The organism is Leucogemmata humicola (assembly GCF_055379415.1).
Genome location: NZ_AP040875.1, coordinates 4360642 through 4381390 on the forward strand (window position 1 = coordinate 4360642; position 20749 = coordinate 4381390).

The window sequence follows — 20749 nt, forward strand, 5'->3', positions numbered from 1 at the left end:
GGTCGTGTCCTCAGAAACTCAATTTGAAGCCGAAGTTGATCCCGCGCGGAATTGGGAAATCGCCGTAGTCGATGCCGACGCCGCCGGAACCGCCGACCGCCGCGTCGTTACCGTTCGCGATCGGATCGAGGCCGGTGTAGTTAGTCCAGAGGAAGACGTCGGTCGCCGTGATGAACACGCTGGTGTTCTTCCCGAAGCGCGCCGGCAGGGCGTACTTGAGGGTCACGTCGCGCAGACGCAGCCAGTTGATGTTCTTCTCGATGAACGGCTCTTCGCTCATGCTCGTGTAGTACGCCGTCTGAATGGCGGGCGTGACGACGATCGTGTTCTGCGTCGGGTTCGCGCTGTTTTCCTTACCATCGCGAATCACACCAGCGATGACGCGCGGCGTGTTGCGATCTTCGGTGCTCGTCGCGAGACCGTGGATCGTGAGATAGTGCTCGGTCGCGTTGAACACGTCGCCGCCCTTTCGGATGTCGAATAGGAAGCTCAGCGTCGCGCGCTTGATGCGGAAATCGTTCGAGAGACCGATGGTGAAGTTCGGCTGACGATCGTAGCCGTGGTCGATGAACGTCGTCGATCGGATCGGAAGACCCGTGGTCGGATCGATCAGGATCTGGCCCTGGTTGTTGCGGAGATAGAACAACCCGGTCAACGACATCGTGGAGAGACCCGGCTCCGTACCGTTGCGGACGTTGCCGTACAACCACGTGTCGGAGACGTACGACTCAGGCAGCGCGTTCGGCAGCGAAACCGTCTTGCCGCGAGCACGCGCAAAGTTGGCCAGCACGTCCCACGAGAAGTCGCGCTGCGACACCGGTGTGGCGCGCACCGAAACTTCGGTGCCTTTGTTCTCGGTCGAGGCGCCGTTCAAGTTGAAGAGAATGAAGCCCGTGCCGTAGCTCTCGCGGAGGTTCTGGACGATCTGGTTCTGCGTCCGCTTGTGGTACACCGTCGCGTCGACACCGAGGCGGTTGTCGAGGAAGCTGAGCTCCGTGCCGAATTCGTACGAGTGCGCAAACTCGGGCTTGAGCAGCGGGTTCGGTCCGGTGAATCCGTATCCGTAACCGCCGAACGACGTCGTCTTTCCTTCGAGCGTCGTGCGATACGAGTAGGGCGGTGCGTCGCGACCCACCGAGGCGACCGCGGCGCGGAGCTTACCGGCGGTGAGGTACTTCTGAAGGCCCGGGAACGCGTCGGTGAAAACGAAGCTCGACGAAACCGATGGGTAGAAGAACGAGTTCGCGCCCTTCGGAATGGTCGACGTCCAGTCGTTACGACCCGTGGCCGTGACGTACAGGTAGTTTCGGAAGCTGGCGGTCGCCGTACCGAAGGCGCTCACGAGACGACGCTGCGAGATGACCGTGCGACTCGACTTGCTCAGCGTGTTGTTGACCGAGATGAAATTCGGATCGAGGAAGTTCACGCCCTCTGAGCCGTCGACCGACGACTTCTGATCGAGCACCGAGTTTCCAACGAAGCCGGTGATCGACAGCCCCTTGCCGAGCGTCCGCTCGTTGACGTTGAAGAGCGTCAGGGCGCTGAGGTTACGCGTGACGTCGTCATTGATGTCGAGAATGCCGTTGGTCGTTCCGGCCATCGCGCTCTCGGGGTGGCGCAGCATCAGGTCCTGGCTCGTATACGCGTCGGAGCCGAGGTTGGTCTTGAGGTAGCCCCACGAGAACGGCGAGAGGGTAAAGCCGGCGTTCGCGTTGATGCGGTTCGTCTTGTTGTTGCTCTTGTTCTTGTTGACCGCGAAGTACGGGTTGTCGACTTCCGTAGCCGCCGAGAGTCCCGTGATACGCGCGCGCGTGCCGGCCGGCGTCAGCCAGTTGGCCGCATTGTTCGTATCAGGCCACGCGACCAGACCGATGAGCGGGCTGTCGTCGCCCTTGTAGGCCTTGTCGTTGTTCGAGTAGATGTAGTTCATCGACACGTCAGCCAACAACCAGGGCGTCACCTGACCCTGCGACGAACCCGTCAGGTTGATCTTGTTGAGGCCCGTGTTCGGAACGACGCCGACCTGCTTGGTCGATCCGGCCGAGATGCGGTAGCTGACCTTGTTGTCTTGCGAGCCGCCGCTGAACGCCAGATTGTGGCGCTGCATGACGCCCGTCTGGAAGAAATTGCCAATGTTGTCGTAGGTCTTGGTGCCCGCCGGGTACGGCGCGCCAAAGTAGATGTACGAGCCGTAGCCAGAACCTGACACGCTGAGCGTGCCGCTCGGACCGAACATGTTCTGGACTTCGGGGTGCGCACGCACCTGCTCGACGCGGTAGCTGTTGCTGTAGTCGAAACCGCCGGAGCCGAAGTGGCCACGCTTGGTCGTGATGACGATCGCGCCGTTCGCCGCGTCGATGCCGTAGAGAGCCGAGGCTTCCGGTCCCTTGAGGACCGTCAAGGACTCGATGTCTTCCGGATTGATGTCGGCGGCGCGGTTCGTGAAGTCGACGTTGCGGTTGCTGAAGGCAAGCGCGGACGTCGGCGCGTCGGAGGCCAAGGAGCCGGTGTTAGTGGTCTTGTTGTCGAGCGGCAGGCCGTCGACGATCACCAGCGGCTGATTCGTGCTGCTGATCGAGCTGACGCCGCGAATGACGATCGACGACGACGCGCCCGGTGCGCCCGAGGTGCTCGTCACGTCGACACCAGCGACGCGGCCCTGGATCGCGTTGAAGAAATTCTCGCGCTGCGTGCCAGAGATGTCCTGACCGCGCACCGTCTGCTGCGCCGTGCCAAGCTCGCGCTGCGATGCCGTCTGGCCCATGGCCGTCACGACGATGGCGTCGAGCGACGCAGCCACGCGGCGAAGCTGGACGTTGATCTGGCCTTCAGCACCGACTCGGCGCTCTTCTGGAGCCGTGCCGATGAGCCGGAACTGCAGGACATCGCCCTGCGAGGCGCGAAGGGAGTAGTTGCCGTCCGTGCCGCTGGTGCTGCCCGAGTTGGTGCCCTTGATGACGACCGACACGCCCGACAATGGGGCGCCCTGTTCGCTCGTCACCTTGCCGGTGACTGTTCTCTGCTGCGCAAAAACCTGCGCCGCAGAAAGAAACAGTCCCATGAACACCATGAGTACTCTTTTCTTCATAACGAGGGGTACCGGGTTTGTGGGGGACGCTGGGTGGAAGTCTGCCCGCCAAGAACGCGGGCTGATGGTGCCGAGGGGGATTCCCTCGCGGATGGGATTTCGGATGCGTGCGAAGTCGACTGGTCGTCGTGCCGCGTAGCTAGTTGCGTAGTCGGTGCAACGTGAGTGGCCGATCCAGTTGGCGACGTCTTCGCCGCTGCCTGCAGAGGCACGCGTACGGTGAGAGGCAGAATGGTCGCATTTGTTACTCTAGTGTGCAATACCCGCAATGAATTCGAAATTTTATCCAATTTCCGGCATCATACACGATGTCAGCGTTCGATCAACCGATTGTCAGCAATCGTTCGCCGGAGATGGCCAAATCCTTTCGCACCGTCCCGGTTCGTGGAAGCGCGCGCCATGCTAGTTCCAGAATATGGAACCGGGGCGAATCAGCCGAGTCGCGCGACGTAGTTCATTGGTAGGGAGTCGCGTAGGCGAACGGCGTGCTCGAATGGGCCAAGCAGGTGGGCCACGCTATTGGCGTAATAGCTGACGAGCTCCCGGCCGCGTGGCAGAACCATGTACCCATCGCCAACCTCGGCGAGGATCCGCCGCATCCGCAGCATGCGCCAGGCGCGATCGAAGGTGTCCTCGATGCCGCCGTCGTGTCGAACGATGCGACCATTCACCTCGACGAGAGCGTCGCGCATCTCGGTCATCCGCTCGAGCAGTGCAGCCCGCGGAATGAAGTCTCGGTCGAAGCTCTGAATGGCGGCGCAGGCGAGCGGCACCGGCGTTACCGGCACCAATTCGCCAATGCGCGACATGACCGAGTCGCACAGCGATTGCACACGAGCCAAGCGCTCAGGTCGCGGCAAGTCGTACAAGTCCGCGTTCGCGGCGAACCAGTCGGCGATCGGAATTGGTGCTCCAACGGTGACGGCCGCACGGCCATATCGCTTCCAGCGGCGTGCAACGAGTCGCGTCGCATTCCACCAGACGTATCGAGCGACGCCTCCGAATTGGCGAAGGCGCGACAGTCGTCGCCTGTTTACGGACGACAATTCGCGGAGCAGCGAGCGATCCTCGAGCACCCGATCGTAGTTGATCGCGACGGGAACGATGTAAATGCGCGATCGAAACGCCGGGTCGCGCGCAATTCCGAGTACGTAGTCGAGGAGTCCGATCTTCGGAGATTTCAATCGGCCGTCGCGCGTGAGCCCGCCCTCGAGGAAAATCCCCTGGGTTACGCCTTCGCGCGTGATGAGCTGCACGTACCGCTCGAGTACGACGTGGTACAACGGCTCGCGATACTTCCGCCGAATGAAGTACGAGCCGAACGCTTTGAACATGTGCTCGAGCGGAAAAGCGCGCGCCCATTCACCGACTGCATACGAGATCGCCACCTGTCCAGCGAGAGCGTAGCTCACGAGGATGTAGTCGGCGTTCGACCGATGATTCATCAGGTAGACGAGCACCGCGTCGCGCGGCAGCGCCTTGAGGGCAGCGGGCTTCTCGTGCTCCACCGCCACTTTGTAGAACAACCCCAACAGGCGTTCTGCGATTCGATAGCCGACTTGGTAGTACGCCACGACGTTGAAGAACGGGACGATCTCCTTCACGTAGACGGCGACGCGCGCCCACGCATCGGCTTCGCTGATGTTGTTTGCAGCAGCATGATCGTGCACGGCGCTTGTGATCGCCGGATCGGCGAGCAGCCGATCACGTACCACCTGCCGGCTGGCGAGCTTGAAGCGGTCCACTCGAGCGCGAAAGCGCAGGAGGGCGCGTCGCCCGGGCCGCCGAAGGAGGCTGAACATCCCGCTATGTCGGATTCACTGCCCGCGAATTGCCGTCAGCGGAGAAACGCGCGCTGCGCGGGTTGCCGGCAACAGCGCGGAGGCGACTGAGGCAATCAGAACGAGCACGACGGTCGCGGTGAAGGTTGCGACATCGTGCGTTGGCGTACCGTACAACAACGGCGCAACGAAGCGACCGACATACAGCGCTCCGAGCACGCCAATCACGACTCCTGGCGCGGTCACGATCAGTGCATCACGCACGATGAGTCTGTAGACGTTCGGCACCGAAGCGCCCAACGCGCGACGGATTCCTAGCTCGCGCGTGCGTCGGCGAACCGAATACGAAAGCACGCCGTATACACCAATGAGCGCGAGCAGCAGTCCTACCGCGGCGAAGGCGAAAATCTGGCGTGCTGTCGTTGCAACTCCCTCGAGTTGTTGCTTCACCGCATCCGATACGATGGTCGTCGACACCGGTCGGTTGAGCACGATCTCGCCGAGTTGAGCGCGCATTGGGCGAAGCACGGGTGCCAGGGCTCCGTTCAGGCGAACGAAGAACGTTGGAAATGCTGACGGCGCCTGCGCGAAGGGGCGATACAGCTCAGGGCCGTCGCCCGCGAGCAATAGACTTCCCCGCCCCGCCTTGTTGTCGCGCGCGACGCCAATGATCGTGACGGTCACCGACTGACCGGGCAGCGTATCGATGCGCAGTTGTGCACCGATCGGATCACGCCCAGGCCACCAGTGATTCGCCGCCCACTGATTCACGATCGCCACTGGTGTGGACGCGTCGCGATCGGTGACCTCGAAAGCACGTCCTCGCACGATCGGAATGCGAAGCGCATCGAAGTACGCGGAATCGACGGCAAGGATGCTCGACGGAGTGACGTCGCGCGCAAGCGGCGTCGGGGCGTCAGTCAGCGTGAGCTGTGCCGGAGCGCGCGTAGAGCCGAGCGCGATCGTTGCACGCGTCGACGTTGTTCTGACTCCAGGAAGCGCACGGAGGGCATCCTCGATGCGCGCAATCGCTGGCAGATACTTCTCCTTCACGCGCCAATCGTGCGGCAGACTTGGCGTCGCCTGAACGAGTTGCGATGCGGCGAAGCCCAGGTCAGCGCGTGACAGTCGAAAAACCGTGCGAACGGTGAGGCCCGCCGAGATGAGCAGCGTCACCGCGCACGCCACCTGCGCTGCGACGAAGAGTCGCTGTGCGCGCGTGCCACGCTCACCGCCTGGTGCACTCGACGCGCTCTCACGAAGCGCATCCTGTGCATTGGCTCCGAGCACGAGCTTCACCGGAATGATGCTCATCACGACCGCCGCAACGATCGCGACCGCAGCGGCGAACACAACAACGTGTTCATCGATGCGATAGTCCATTCCCGCCGGCCGGAAGGTGTCGAGCACGGCGAGAGATCGAATCACGGCGAGGAATGCGACCGCGAATCCAAGTCCCACAACCGCGCCTGCGACGGCAAGTAAAGCGTTCTGCACCAGCACGTGACGAGCCAATCGCCGGGGCTCGGCGCCAAGCGCAGCGCGCACAGCAAATTCACGCCGCTGATCGAGACCGCGAGCGAGTAGAAGGTTGGTCAGGTTCGCGCACGCAATGAGCACGACGCACACGACGACCGCAAAGAAGATCAGATCGTAGTTCTGCGTCGCCGCCGTGTAGCGCTCGCGCAAGGGCAGCGCAGACAGCTCGAGTCGCGCTTGCGATCCCGACTGGCGTTCACCCGCATCGACCTCGACGCCCGCCAACTCAGCGCGTGCCTGCGCGATGGTCGCGCCTCGTGCCAGGCGGCCGATGACCGTGACGGCGCGAATCGATGGACGCGTACTTGGATCGAGTGACGGAACTGCAGGGAGCCAGAAGCGCGATCCCGATTCGAAGTCGAATCCCTGCGGCATGATACCAACCACAGTGTACCGCGTGTCGCTCAATTGAATTGCTGTACCCAGTATTCCTGGATCCTGCCCAAAGCGCGTGGCCCACAGTTCGTGGCTGAGAATGGCGACTGGCGCCGATCCGAGTCGATTGTCATCGGCGGTGAAGAGCCGCCCACGCTCCGGCGTGGCGCGGAGCAACGGAAACAGATTGTCCGAGACCAACGTGCCGAGTACCACTTCGCTCTCGCCGTTCACGGTGAGGGCCTTTCCGCCAGAGACGTGCGCGGCGATCGCATCGATGGTTTGAAAGCGATGGGGCGCGAGCGTTTTTTGATAGGTCGTGAACGATACGGTGCACGCGGCCTTACAACTATTGGCCGCAGCAGCGACTCCGGGCGCTTTGCTCGCCGGAGTTTCCGACAGCACGATGAGGCGATCCGCATCGGCAAAGGGCAGCGCGCGAAAGCGCACAGCGTCGACGACGCTGAACGCACTTGCGCTCGCGCCGACAGCCAGTGCAAGCGACGCGACGACGGTGAACGTGAAACCGAGATTGACGCGCAATGATCGCAGCGCAATCGATGCGTCGGCGCGAATTCCGTCGAACACGAGGCGGATCGACATAGGCGAGCGGGTAAAGGCCAGGGGTGGGCTGCCGTTCGTCTAAGAGACTGCCGACGACGGGGAGTATCAAGCGGAGCCGTCAGGAGACGCAGTCGTTACACGCTCCTCGGGTTCTCGCGGGCGGGCTCGCGTAACGTCCGCGGCATCGACATTCTTTGAGCACATGCAGACGAGACGCGAGTTCCTCCACAGCGCAGCCCTCCTCACGAGCGGTGCCTTCGTCGGCGGTTCAATCCCTGACGCCATCGCTCGTGCATTGGCGATCAATCCTGCCGCCGGTACGACATTCCGCGACGCCGAGCACGTGGTGATTCTCATGCAAGAGAATCGCTCGTTCGACCACAGCTACGGCGCCCTGCGCGGCGTGCGCGGCTTTCGCGATCCGCGCGCCCATGTGCAGCCGAGTGGAAATCCGGTCTGGTTTCAGACGGACGCGAAGGGCGACACGTACGCTCCTTTCCGGCTCGACATTGCGCAGACCAATGCGACGTGGATCGGTGGACTGCCGCACACCTGGCCCGATCAGGTGGATGCACGAAACGGTGGACGATACGACAAGTGGCTGATCGCCAAACCAAAACGTGATCTGCCCTTCACGCTCGGCCATTACGCGCGCGCGGACATTCCGTTTTACTACGCGTTTGCCGACGCGTTCACGGTGTGCGACCAGGCGTTCTGTTCGTCGCTCACCGGTACCACGGCTAACCGTCTCTACCTCTGGACCGGCAACGTGCGCCGCGACACTGCAGACGTGGCCCGCGTGATGAACGAAGACACGGTGTACGATCGCGAGGCGTCGTGGCCCACATTCCCCGAACGCCTCGAAGATGCGGGCGTGTCGTGGCGGATCTATCAGAACGAAATCAGCATGGACTCCGGGTTGCACGGCGAAGCGGACGCTTGGCTCGGCAGTTTTGGTGACAATCCGATCGAATGGTTCACGCAGTACAACATCCGGTTCGCCAAGAGCCGCCGCACTTACCTGCCGATCTTTCTCGCCGAAGCGCCCAAGGAGATTGCGGAAAAAGAGCGCGCGCTGACGGCAACGAATCTCACGGCCGATGCGAGAGCGAAACTGGAGAAGGAGATCGCGGCGCTGCGTGTGGCCGTACAAACCGCCGAAGCGGAACGTCGGAAATACACCGACGCAGCGTGGAACGCACTGTCCGCGCGCTCGAAGGCGCTGCACCTCAAGGCGTTCACTACGAATAGCACCGATCCAGAATATCGGTCGCTCACCAAGCTTTCGTATACCGATGGCGCGGTGCAACGCGAGATCAATGTGCCGAGCAGCGACATTCTGCATCAATTCAGACGCGATGTGTCGGCTGGTGCACTGCCGGCGGTATCGTGGCTCGTTGCACCACAGAACTTCTCCGACCACCCGAGTTCCGCGTGGTTCGGCGCGTGGTACGTCTCGGAGGTGCTCGACATTCTGACGAAGAATCCGGAGGTGTGGAAGAAGACCGTCTTCATTCTCTGCTATGACGAGAACGATGGCTATTTCGACCACGTTCCCCCGTTCGTCGCGCCACATCCGTCGCGGCCTGAAACGGGACGTGCATCCTCTGGCCTCGATACGACCGCGGAGTGGGCGAACGTTCATGGCCGTGAGAGTTCACTCGGACTGGGCTACCGCGTTCCGCTCGTGATCGCGTCGCCGTGGAGTCGCGGCGGCGCAGTGAATTCACAGGTATTCGACCACACGTCGGTCATTCAGTTCATCGAGACGTGGTTGGCGGGCAAGGGCAAGCAGGTCAAGGAGACGAACATCAGCGACTGGCGGCGCGTGGTCTGCGGCGACCTGACATCGACCTTTCGCCCGTACGACGACGAGCACATCGAGTTGCCAACGCCCCTCGACCGGAATGCGACTGTCGAGCGCATTCACACCGCGAAGTTCAAGGATCGCCCGCACGGGGGTGCGCCGCTCACCAAGGGAGCGATCACCAGCACCAACATTGGCGCGGCCCAGGAGCCTGGAACGAGACCATCTTGTCCGTTGCCCTACGAGTTGGTCGTGAATGGCCAGGCCCGTGACGGGACGCTGATCCTCGCGATGGCCGCGCGACGCGACGCATTCGGTGCGGCCGCACAAGGAGCAGCGTTCAACGTTTACTCATATTCCGGCGCTGGCGAAATGACGGCCCGCGCCTACGCCGTGCGCGCGGGTGATACGCTGAGCGACGCGATCCCGATCGCGGCCGACTATCGCGTGCGTGTCGACGGTCCGAACGGCTTCATGCGAGAGTTCTCCGCGCGCGGTGGCGACAGCGGCGATGTGAGGATCATCATCGACCACGGTGCGAAAGAAGCGCTGAATCTCATCGTAAGCAGTGGAAGTGGAGCGACTCGCGACGTCGAAGTCCGCGACGAGGCGTACGGCGCCCAGGTGAAGCGCTTCCGCGCGGCCCCTGGAGTACCCGCGACACTCACGATCGATGTCGCGCCTTCTCACGGTTGGTACGACTTCACCGTTCGGGTTGCCGGCCTCGCGTATCGGTATGCCGGGCGAGTCGAGACGGGGAAATGGAGCATCACCGATCCAGCCATGGGCGAGAAGGCGTAGCGCGAGGCCGTCGTCGCCGAAGCTGGAGAAGGCTCCGAACTCAACGTTCGATCTCGAGCAGGTGTTCGGGGGTCCCGAGATAGACCATCATGTGATACCGCATCGTCTCCCAGCGCTCATCGGGAGGCTCCCACGGCAGTGTCTCGTCGTACGACGACTCGAGTAGTTCGACGTCGTGATCGATCGACGCTTGGAGTTCAGGGTCTATCGGCTCGTCGTCGATCAACTCCAGATCTTCGTCGTCGATGCTCGATGCTTGCAGATCGTGGATCTGGATCCATTGGCACTCGAAAATCACGCCGTTCTCGTCGCGTAGCTGCAAGTCCAGCGCTTCACGTCGATCGCACGCGGCCCGAAAATCGGCGAACTCGGTGAGGCTCGAGTATCCGCGGTACGCCAACCGTTTTGCGGCGCGGGCGAGAGCGTGCGCCGCCGCGGGAACGCCGGTGGCGTCGGGAAGCAGGCGAAGTCCCTCTGCAGTTGGGTCAATGAAGCCCAATCGCACGTGATCTTGAACGTGTGGGATATCGAGGGAGGTATGGCCGAGGAGTCTGCCTCGACTCGATAGTGCGTACTGCATTGGTGCTCCATGAAAGGATCGAAGGAACAATGGAGCGAAAGGTCAGAAGGGACGTCATCTGTGAAATGCGGTCGGGAGCAATTCATCCCAATCGCTGGAGGGCGCAGCGGCCGAACGGCGCAGCGGCCGAACGGCGCAACGGCCGAACACCGCGACGGCCAAACACCGCGACGGCCAAACACCGCGACGGCCAAACACCGCGACGGCCAAACACCGCGACGGCCAAACACCGCGACGGCCAAACACCGCGACGGCCAAACACCGCGACGGCCAAACACCGCGACGGCCAAACACCGCGACGGCCAAACACCGCGACGGCCAAACACCGCGACGTGCGTCCTTGCGTCGGTTCGCCGTTCGGCCGGTGCGCTGTTCGGCCGGTGCGCTGTTCGGCCGGTGCGTCGTTCGGCCGGTGCGTCGTTCGGCCGGTGCGTCGTTCGGCCGGTGCGTCGTTCAGCCGGTGCGTCGTTCGGCCGGTGCGTCGTTCGGCCGGTGCGTCGTTCGGCCGGCGCGCCGTTCGGCCGGCGCGCCCTTCGGCGCCGTTCAAAAAAGAACGGCTCCCCTTTCGGAGAGCCGTTCTTTTTCAATTCAGTACTTCTTTACTCTGTTCCTCCCTTCACTCCCGGCCGCGGAAGCGCTGGGAAATCATCATCATCCGCCATCGAGAAAACATTGGGCAGCGTTTCCGACATCGTTGGCAGCGGCTCGAACCCTTCCGGCTGCGCAATATCGATATCGACTTCCTGATACCGGTACATACCCGTACCAGCCGGAATCAGGTGTCCGATGATGATGTTCTCCTTCAAGCCGAGCAGATCGTCCTTTGCGCCACGAATCGACGCATCGGTGAGCACGCGCGTGGTCTCCTGGAACGACGCCGCCGAAATGAACGACTGCGTCGTGAGGCTCGCCTTCGTGATACCGAGCAGCAACGGCTCGGCCGATGCGGGCGATTCCTTCTTCTTCTTCGCCCGATCGTTCTCATCGCGGAAGACCTGACGATCGACGTGCTCCCCTTCGAGGAACTCCGTCTCGCCCGGCTCCATGACACGCACCTTCTGCAACATCTGCTTGACGATGACGCCGATGTGCTTGTCGTTGATTTTCACGCCCTGGAGGCGGTAGACCTCCTGGACTTCGTTGAGCAAATACTCCTGAACCGCACGCGGTCCCTTGATCCGCAAAATGTCGTGCGGATTGACCGGACCTTCCGATAGACGGTCACCAGCACGGACGCGGTCGCCCTCGTGCACGCGCAAGTGCTTACCGGCCGGCACTTCATACAACTGTGCCTCGCGCGTCTCGTCGAGCGAACCATCGTGGTTGATCGGCGCGACGTAGATCTCGCGCTTACCGCGCTTGATTTCGCCGAACCGCACGACGCCGTCGATCTCGGAGATCGTTGCCGGATCCTTCGGACGACGCGCTTCGAACAATTCGGCGACTCGCGGCAGACCGCCCGTGATGTCGCGCGTCTTGTACGCTTCGCGGCCGACCTTGGCGATGATCGTTCCTGGATGAATCTTCTGTCCATCTTCCACGGTGAGCTGCGCGCCCGCCGGGATGATGAAGTCGCGAACGCGCTTCTCCTTTCCGCCCTTCTCCTGCACGATCTCGATGTGCGGATGGAGCTTCTTTTCGCGGTCTTCGATGATGACACGCTGGCGGAGACCGGTGAGCTCGTCGAGCTCCTCGGACACCGACTCGTCTTCGACGATGTCGACGAAGCGAACCGTGCCTTCCACGTCGGCGAGAATCGGGTTCGTGTACGGATCCCAGGTGAAGATCACCTGTTCGCGCTTCACGTCCGACCCGTCGTCGACCATGAGGATGGCGCCGAGCGGCACCTGCAACCGAGCGGCGATCGCGGCGTTCTTGTCGTGCGACGCCTTGATGAGAATCTCGCCTTCGTACGACGTGATGATGCGCTGGCCTTCGGGGTTGGTGACCGCGATGAGGCGATCGCCGTACTCGATGACACCAGCAACCTTCGACTTACGCGCCGTCTGCTCGGCGATACGAGCGGCCGTTCCACCGATGTGGAACGTACGCAGCGTCAGCTGCGTGCCCGGCTCACCGATCGACTGCGCGGCAATGATACCAACCGCTTCACCGAGATCGACGACATTCATCGTCGCCAGGTTGCGGCCGTAGCACATACGGCAGAGACCGCGCTTCGCCTCACACGTGAGGACAGAGCGGATCTTGATCATTTCGATTCCAGACTCTTCGATCTGGGCAGCCTTCTCTTCGTCGATCAACTGACCGGCTTCGACGACGAGCGTACGACGACCCGACTCATCCAACTCGTGCGGATCCTCGACGTCCTCGGCGGCGAAGTTGCCGACAATGCGCTCCGAGAGCGGCTCGATCACATCCTCGCCTTCCTTCAGCGCGGAGATTTCGAGACCCTGGATCGTACCGCAGTCTTCTTCCGAGATCGTCACGTCCTGTGCGACGTCCACGAGACGACGCGTGAGGTATCCTGCGTCGGCCGTCTTGAGCGCCGTGTCGGCCAGACCCTTACGAGCGCCGTGCGTCGACGTGAAGTACTCGAGTGGCGACAGACCTTCACGGAAGTTCGACTTAATCGGGCTTTCGATGATTTCGCCGATACCACCGGTGAGCTTCTTCTGCGGCTTCGCCATGAGTCCGCGCATACCCGCCAGCTGACGGATCTGATCGCGGCTACCGCGTGAGCCGGAGTCGAACATCATGAACACTGGATTGAAGCCCTGCTTCGACTCGCGCATCGACTTGACCATCTCGTCGGCGATGTCGGAGTTGGCGTGCGTCCAGGTGTCGATGACTTTGTTGTAGCGCTCGCCGTTCGTGATGTTACCAGTCTGGTAAGCACGCTGGAACCGCTCAACGCGCTCCTCGGCTTCCTCGAGCAATCCGGCCTTGGCGGTCGGAATTTCGAGATCTTCAATGCCGATGGAAACGCCGCCGCGCGTGGCGTTGGCGAAACCGAATTCCTTCAAACGATCGAGGAAGCTGACCGTCGCGGCGAGACCCGCCTTGCGGTAGGACTCGAAGACGAGCTCGGACAGCGCCTTCTTCTTCATGTCGAAGTTCTTGTAGCCCAGCTCCTTCGGCACGATCGCGTTGAACAGCACGCGGCCCGCCGTCGTCTTTTCCCAACGGTCGCCCTGATCGGCGTCCTTGACGTAGTAGTACAAGGCGCTGTGGCGCGTCAGACGCTGAAGCGCGAGCTCCATTTCGATCTCGGCCACGTCGGTGAAGCGGCGCAGCGTCTTGAGATCGACCGTGTTGAAGTTCGCCGGCGCCTTGGTCGCGAAGTAGCAACCGAGCACGATGTCCTGTGACGGCTCGGCGACCGGACGTCCGTCCGACGGCTTGAGAATGTTGTTCGACGACAGCATGAGCAGACGCGCCTCGAGCTGTGCTTCGAACGAAAGCGGAACGTGTACGGCCATCTGGTCACCGTCGAAGTCGGCGTTGAACGCCGCGCAGACGAGCGGGTGAATACGAATGGCCTTTCCTTCGACGAGCACCGGCTCGAACGCCTGGATACCCAAGCGGTGAAGCGTCGGCGCGCGGTTGAGCAGCACCGGGTGATCGCGAATGATCTCTTCGAGAATTTCGTACACCTCCGGCGATTCACGCTCCACGATCTTCTTGGCGCGCTTCACCGTTTCGGCGATGCCCTTCTCGACGAGCTTGTGGATGATGAACGGCTTGAACAGCTCGAGCGCCATCAGCTTGGGCAGACCGCACTGGTGTAGCTGCAGTTCAGGACCCACGACGATGACCGAACGGCCCGAGTAGTCAACGCGCTTGCCGAGCAGGTTCTGACGGAACCGGCCCTGCTTGCCCTTGAGCATGTCGGACAGCGACTTGAGCGGACGCTTGCCGCGACCGCGGATCGCCTTGGAACGACGACCGTTGTCGAACAGCGCGTCGACCGCTTCCTGCAGCATACGCTTCTCGTTGCGCAGGATGACTTCCGGCGCGCGATGAAGGATGAGCTTCTGGAGGCGGTTGTTGCGGTTGATGACGCGACGATAGAGATCGTTCAAGTCGGAGGTCGCGAAGCGACCGCCGTCGAGCGGAACGAGCGGACGAAGATCCGGCGGAATGACCGGAACGACGTCGAGGATCATCCACTCAGGCTTGTTGCGCGTGTCGCCAGAATCACCGGAATTGCGGAACGCGTCGACGATCTTGAGACGCTTGAGCAGCATCTTCTTACGATGCTGCGACGTCTCGGTGACGACGGACGCGCGAAGCGTTTCCGCGAGGCTGTCGACGTCGAGACGGCGGAGCAGTTCACGCACGGCCGGCGCGCCGATATCAGCCATGAAGGCCGTATCGTTCTCTTCCTTCGCCTTGGTGCGGAGATTCAAATATTCATCTTCATCGAGGAGCTGGTTGACTTCGACTTCCTGCTCGCCCTTCTCGATGACGACGTAGTTCGAGTAATAGATGACCTTCTCGAGATCACGCAGCGTGATGTCGAGGAGATTGCCCATCGGACTCGGCAACGTCTTGAAAAACCAGATATGCGCGACGGGAACGGCGAGTTCGATGTGACCCATGCGCTCGCGGCGCACCTTGCTCAGGGTCACTTCGACGCCGCAACGGTCGCAAATCACACCGCGATAGCGGATGCGCTTGTACTTACCGCAATGACATTCCCAATCCTTGACCGGCCCAAAGATTCGCTCGCAGAACAAGCCGTCTTTCTCAGGCTTGAATGAGCGATAGTTGATGGTCTCGGGCTTGGTGACTTCGCCCCACGACCACCAATTGCGGAGACCCTGGAGTTCAAGGCGCTCGCGCTCCTTGGGGTCCTTGGGTCCGCGAATCTCTTCAGGCGACGCGATGCGGACCTGAATGAAGTCGAACGAGCTGGCGCGCTGTTCGCGCACGCTACGGAAGTCAATCATGAATTACTCCTCGCCTCCATTGCCGTTGCTCGACGTCCCGGTGTCGATCCCCGTGCCCCAGAAGCCATCTACGCTCTGGCCCATCGTGACCTTGATTCCGAGCGCCTGCAGTTCCTTCACGAGCACGTTGAACGACTCCGGAATACCCGGCTCCGGAAGGTTCTGACCCTTCACGATTGCCTCGTATACTCGGCTTCGACCGTTCACGTCGTCCGACTTGACCGTGAGGATTTCCTGAAGGACGTGCGCGGCGCCATACGCTTCCAGCGCCCACACTTCCATTTCTCCGAAGCGCTGGCCGCCGAACTGCGCCTTACCAGCGAGCGGCTGCTGCGTGACGAGTGAGTACGGTCCGATGCTCCGCGCGTGAATCTTGTCATCGACAAGGTGGCTGAGCTTCAGCATGTAGATCTCACCGACCGTCACCGGCGACACGAACGTCTCGCCGCTGCGGCCGTCGCGCAGACGAACCTTTCCGAACGGCGTCAAACCGCCGAGGCGCATCAGCTCGATCGCTGCCGCATCGACATCCGCTTCGGACTTCTTGCCGAGCATCGCGGCGAGTGCCGGAAGCTCGTGATCGTTCAACAGGCCAGCCGCATCCGTCGCCTTGCGCTTCTCGAGATGCTTGAGCGCTGCCTTGTACTCGGTGCGCTTCGATGCCGTCTGCGTTTCGTCGTCGACCCAACCAGTGTGGAACGTGATCTGGTTGTCCGTCGCCGTCGTCTCGCGTTCAGCCAACTCCTTCGCCGCAGCGGCGAGGAAGTCGCGAATCTGGTGGAACAGGTCGCGGGTCTCCTGCGACATCGACCGGCCACCGAGATCGTTGATCGTTGCTTCCTGCAATCGCACGAACACTTCGCCTTCCTTCTCCAGGTTCGGCTTGATGTCGGCGAGCAGTCCGAGAATTTCCTTGTCCGTGATCGTCGGAACCGGCGTGCGCAATTCGAGCGCGCGTCCAGCCCAGAGCACACCGGACATCTTGAGCATCAAACCGATTTCGCGCTCGTTGGCACCCTGGAACACCGGCGTCTTTGCATAGAAGCCGAGGATCTTCGCCACCCACCCAAGGTGAGTCTCGAGGATCTGACCGACGTTCATTCGCGACGGTACGCCGAGCGGGTTGAGCACGATGTCGACGGGGCGGCCATCGGGGAGGAACGGCATGTCCTCCTCAGGAACGACGCGAGCAACGATACCCTTGTTGCCGTGACGTCCGGCCATCTTGTCGCCGACCGAAACCTTACGCTTCTCGGCCAGATAGACCTTCACGAGCTGGATCACGCCCGGCGGCAATTCGTCGGGCTGGAGAATGCGGTCGATGCGCTCTTCCGCCTTCTCCTCGATCTTCGCCTTTTCGTCGTTCGACGCGTCGATGATCTGACGCACGCGCTCGTTCACGCGCTTGTTCTCGACGCGCAGCGTCTTGAGATCGATCGTTGCCAGCTTCATGTCGCGCAACGAATCCGCCGTCACCTTGGTACCGGCCGGAATGGCCTCTTCCACGGTGCCGCTCTTGAGCGCCAGCGCGATGACCTGCCCGTCGAGGGCGTCGATCAGCTCACCGTCGCGCACTTCGTTGACGCGAATCTTTTCATCACCTTCGAGGCGACGCACTTCACCGATGCGTTCGCCGCGATCCTTTTCGACCACCTGGTCTTCGATGCGCGAGAAGATCTTGACGTCAATCACGACGCCTTCCATTCCCGGCGGCACCTTGAGGGACGAATCCTTCACGTCCTTCGCCTTCTCACCAAAGATGGCCGTGAGGAGCTTTTCTTCCGGCGACAGTTCCGTCTCGCCCTTCGGCGTGATCTTACCGACGAGAATGTCGCCCGGCTTTACGTGCGCGCCAATGCGCACGATACCGCGCTCGTCGAGGTCGAGCAGCGCTTCTTCCGAAACGTTCGGAATTTCACGCGTGATCTCTTCCTGACCGCGCTTCGTATCGCGGACGTGCAATTCGAGTTCTTGGATGTGGATCGACGAATAGACGTCGTCCTTCACCAAGCGCTCGGACAGCACGATGGCGTCTTCGAAATTGTGTCCGTACCAGGGCATGAACGCGACCGTGACGTTCGAGCCGAGCGCAAGCTGGCCCATTTCCGTCGCGGCACCGTCGGCCAGCACGTCACCCGTATTGACCTTTTGGCCCTGACGGACGAGCGGACGCTGGTTGATAGCCGTGTCCTGGTTCGTTCTCCAGTACTTCTTCAAGCGGTAACGGTCGTGCTGCGTCAGACGCGCCAACGGACGGTCAGCGCCGTCGTCGCCCGCCTTCTTGCGCACTTCCGCCGGACCGGAGTCGATGATGATCTCATCGGCCGTCACGCGCGACACCACACCGCCGCGCTTGGCGATGACGACGGCGCCCGAGTCCACGGCCACCTTTTCCTCGAGACCCGTGCCGACGAGCGGCGTGCGGGGATTGAGGAGCGGGACCGCCTGGCGTTGCATGTTCGAGCCCATCAACGCGCGGTTGGCGTCGTCGTGCTCGAGGAACGGAATGAGCGCGGCCGCGATGGAGACGAGCTGCTCCGGCGCCACGTCCATGTAGTCGATGCGATCCTTCTGCACGAGCGGCACGTCGCCCTGCTGACGCGCGAGCACGAGATCGCCAATGAAATGGCCACTCGAATCGACGCGCGAGTTCGCCTGCGCGATGATCGCGTCCTCTTCCTTGTTGGCATCGAGCCACGCGATTTCGTTCAGCACCTTGCCGTTCTTCACGACGAGGTACGGCGTCTCCACGAAGCCGAGATCATTCACTCGCGCATAGCACGCGAGCGACGTGATCAGTCCGATGTTCGGACCTTCCGGCGTTTCGATCGGGCACATACGGCCGTACTGCGAATAGTGCACGTCGCGCACTTCGAAGCCGGCGCGCTCGCGCGTCAGACCGCCCGGTCCAAGCGCCGACAGACGACGTTTGTGCGTCAACTCGGCCAGTGGGTTGGTCTGATCCATGAACTGGGACAGCTGCGACGATCCGAAGAACGCCTGAATGACGGCCGAAACCGTTCGCGCGTTCACGAGGTCGTCGAGCGAAATCTTTTCTGGATCGGTGTTGATCGACATGCGCTCCTTCACCAGGCGCGCCATGCGTGACAAGCCGACCGAGAACTGATTCGCGATCAACTCGCCCACCGAACGAATACGGCGGTTGCCGAGGTGGTCGATGTCGTCGACGTGCCCGCGGCCTTCGTGGAGTTCCACGAGGTAGCGAACGATCTCGACGAAATCTTCCTTCGACAGCACCGTGTAATCGGCCGGCATGTTCATGCCGAGCCGTTGATTGATCTTGTATCGGCCAACGCGGCCGAGGTCATAGCGCTTCGGCGAGAAGAACAGACGCTCGAGCGCCTGCTTCGCCGTCTGCGCGTCGGGCGCGTCGCCCGGACGGAGCAGCGCGTAGATCTGCGACAGCGACTCCTTTTCGCTGTGCGTCGGATCCTTGGCGAGCGTGTTCTTGATCAGCGTCGACTCGGCGCGGCCGGAGGCGACGAACACGTTCACCTTGGTGATCTCCGCCTTGCGGATCTTCTTGATCAGCGTGTCGGACAGCGACTGACCAGCTTCGGCGATGACTTCGCCTTCGCTGTCGACGACGTCGACGGCCAGACGACGGCGCACTTCGCGCTCACCGCGCTCGATGGCGTCCTGTTCGTCGCGCAGATCGATGCGCATGTGCGACGCAAAGACCTTGATCGTATCGATGTTCTGTCGGCGGAGACGGTTGTAGACCTCCTCGGACAGCTCATCGCCTTCCTTCACGAGCATCACGTTCTCGGAACGCTCGCGCTCGGCCTTCGCCTTCTTGGTGCGCGCTTTGGGCGCGTCTTCGGCCGTGGCTTCACCCGGCAGCGCGATGTCTTCGGCGATGATGGCGCCGATCACTTCGCGCACGTCGGTGCGGCTCTCACGCTTCTTGGTGAGATCCAGCTCGCGGACGGCGAAGAAGAGGCGGAGAATGTCCGAATTGCTCCCGTAGCCGAACGCGCGGAGGAGCGCGGTGGCCGGGAACTTCTTCTTCTTGTCGATATGGACGTATACGACGTCGTGGATGTCGACGGTAAACTCGACCCACGAACCGCGGAACGGAATGATACGCGCCGAGATGAGGCGCTGTCCGTTCGGGTGCGTCGATTCTTCGAACACGACGCCCGGCGATCGATGCAACTGACTGACGATGACGCGTTCGGCGCCGTTGATGACGAAGGTGCCGAGCGGCGTCAGCAGGGGCAACTCGCCGAGATAGACTTCTTTCTCGATGATGTTGCGTGGCCGCTTCTGCTCGTTGACGACCTCGTTGATGACGAGCTGCAGCGTCGCTTTGAGCGGCGCTGAGTACGTCATGTCACGCTCGATACACTCCTCGACGGTGTACTTGGGCTCGCCGAGCGAGTAGCGAACGAACTCGAGGGAGAAGTTTTCGTGGACGTCGGTGATGGGGAACAGGTCTTTGAAGACGCGTTCCAGTCCGATGTCCTCGCGGTCATGCGAAGCCGCGTCCAGTTGCAGCAGCGCCTCGAAAGCGCGCGTCTGGATGTCCAGGAGGTGGGGCATTTCCATCCCCTGGTCGAGCTTCGCGAAAGAAATCTGCTTGATCGTATCAGGCATTGTTCACTCGGGAACAGGCCACAGACAGGCACGTCGTACGAGACGGACGCGTCGTAGCGCGTCCGTCTCGTCGACGGCCCTGAACTGCAAGAATTTGTGGTGCGCGGAGTTTCGAGATCACTAAAGGCGCTTGGCTGAAGGGAAGAAACGAAGGTCTCAGGTCTCAGGTCCGTGGTCTCAGGTTTTTTCCCTGAGACCTCAGACCAGCGACCAGCGACCTCGGTTACTTCACTTCGACCGTCGCGCCCTGCTCTTCCAGCTTGGTCTTGATACCGGCCGCCTCGTCCTTCGAGACGCCAGCCTTGACGGTCTGCGGCGCGCCATCGACGAGATCCTTGGCTTCCTTGAGGCCAAGACCCGTGATTTCGCGAACAACCTTGATGACCTGGATCTTCTTGCCACCGGCGTCCTTGAGGAGGACGTCGAACTCGGTCTTCTCTTCAACTGCGGCAGGAGCCGCACCAGCACCGCCGCCGGCCGGGGCGCCGCCCACCGGGGCAGCCGCGATCGTGACGTTGAACTTGCTCTTGAACGATTCGATCAGCTCGGCGAGCTCGAAGACGGACATGTTGCCGATCGCGTCGAGAATCTCGTCCTTGCTCATGGTCGTAGCCATTGTCGTAAATCTCCTGGTGTTATTAAAAGTCGGTCAAACGATAGATCGGTCAGTTAACAGCTTGG

The 20749-nt window shown here is 61.8% G+C and carries 9 protein-coding genes; 1 reads left to right on the forward strand and 8 read right to left on the reverse strand.

Annotated features, from left to right (window positions below):
* Window positions 1-10: 10 nt before the first annotated feature.
* From AC6H4Z_RS18600 to AC6H4Z_RS18610, 3 genes are all read right to left on the reverse strand, one after another.
* Window positions 11-3088, reverse strand: coding sequence for a SusC/RagA family TonB-linked outer membrane protein (locus tag AC6H4Z_RS18600; protein WP_497543463.1), 3078 nt, complete (start codon window positions 3086-3088; stop codon window positions 11-13).
* Window positions 3089-3519: 431 nt separating this feature from the next.
* Complete coding sequence (locus AC6H4Z_RS18605) at window positions 3520-4833, reverse strand: 1-acyl-sn-glycerol-3-phosphate acyltransferase (protein ID WP_497543464.1); 1314 nt, start codon at window positions 4831-4833, stop codon at window positions 3520-3522.
* Window positions 4834-4905: 72 nt separating this feature from the next.
* On the reverse strand, window positions 4906-7386 hold the full coding sequence (locus AC6H4Z_RS18610; RefSeq protein WP_497543465.1) for an ADOP family duplicated permease: 2481 nt from the start codon (window positions 7384-7386) through the stop codon (window positions 4906-4908).
* A gap of 163 nt (window positions 7387-7549) precedes the next feature.
* Between AC6H4Z_RS18610 and AC6H4Z_RS18615 the strand changes: the two genes are divergently transcribed.
* Window positions 7550-9955 carry a phosphocholine-specific phospholipase C gene (locus tag AC6H4Z_RS18615; protein ID WP_497543466.1) on the forward strand — a complete coding sequence of 802 codons (2406 nt, stop codon included), beginning with the start codon at window positions 7550-7552 and terminating at the stop codon, window positions 9953-9955.
* 40 nt (window positions 9956-9995) lie between these two features.
* Here AC6H4Z_RS18615 and AC6H4Z_RS18620 read toward each other — a convergent pair whose 3' ends face one another.
* From AC6H4Z_RS18620 to rplL, 5 genes are all read right to left on the reverse strand, one after another.
* A complete protein-coding gene (locus AC6H4Z_RS18620) occupies window positions 9996-10535 on the reverse strand; it encodes a hypothetical protein (RefSeq protein ID WP_497543467.1) in 540 nt (179 codons plus the stop codon).
* Between the two features lie 82 nt (window positions 10536-10617).
* Complete coding sequence (locus AC6H4Z_RS18625; protein ID WP_497543468.1) at window positions 10618-11082, reverse strand: hypothetical protein; 465 nt, start codon at window positions 11080-11082, stop codon at window positions 10618-10620.
* 52 nt (window positions 11083-11134) lie between these two features.
* Complete coding sequence (rpoC, locus tag AC6H4Z_RS18630) at window positions 11135-15448, reverse strand: DNA-directed RNA polymerase subunit beta' (RefSeq protein ID WP_497543469.1); 4314 nt, start codon at window positions 15446-15448, stop codon at window positions 11135-11137.
* A 3-nt stretch (window positions 15449-15451) separates the two neighbouring features.
* Window positions 15452-20068, reverse strand: a complete 4617-nt coding sequence (gene rpoB / locus AC6H4Z_RS18635) for a DNA-directed RNA polymerase subunit beta (protein WP_497543470.1) — start codon at window positions 20066-20068, stop codon at window positions 15452-15454.
* A 223-nt stretch (window positions 20069-20291) separates the two neighbouring features.
* Window positions 20292-20684 carry a 50S ribosomal protein L7/L12 gene (gene rplL, locus AC6H4Z_RS18640; protein WP_497543471.1) on the reverse strand — a complete coding sequence of 131 codons (393 nt, stop codon included), beginning with the start codon at window positions 20682-20684 and terminating at the stop codon, window positions 20292-20294.
* Window positions 20685-20749: the final 65 nt, after the last annotated feature.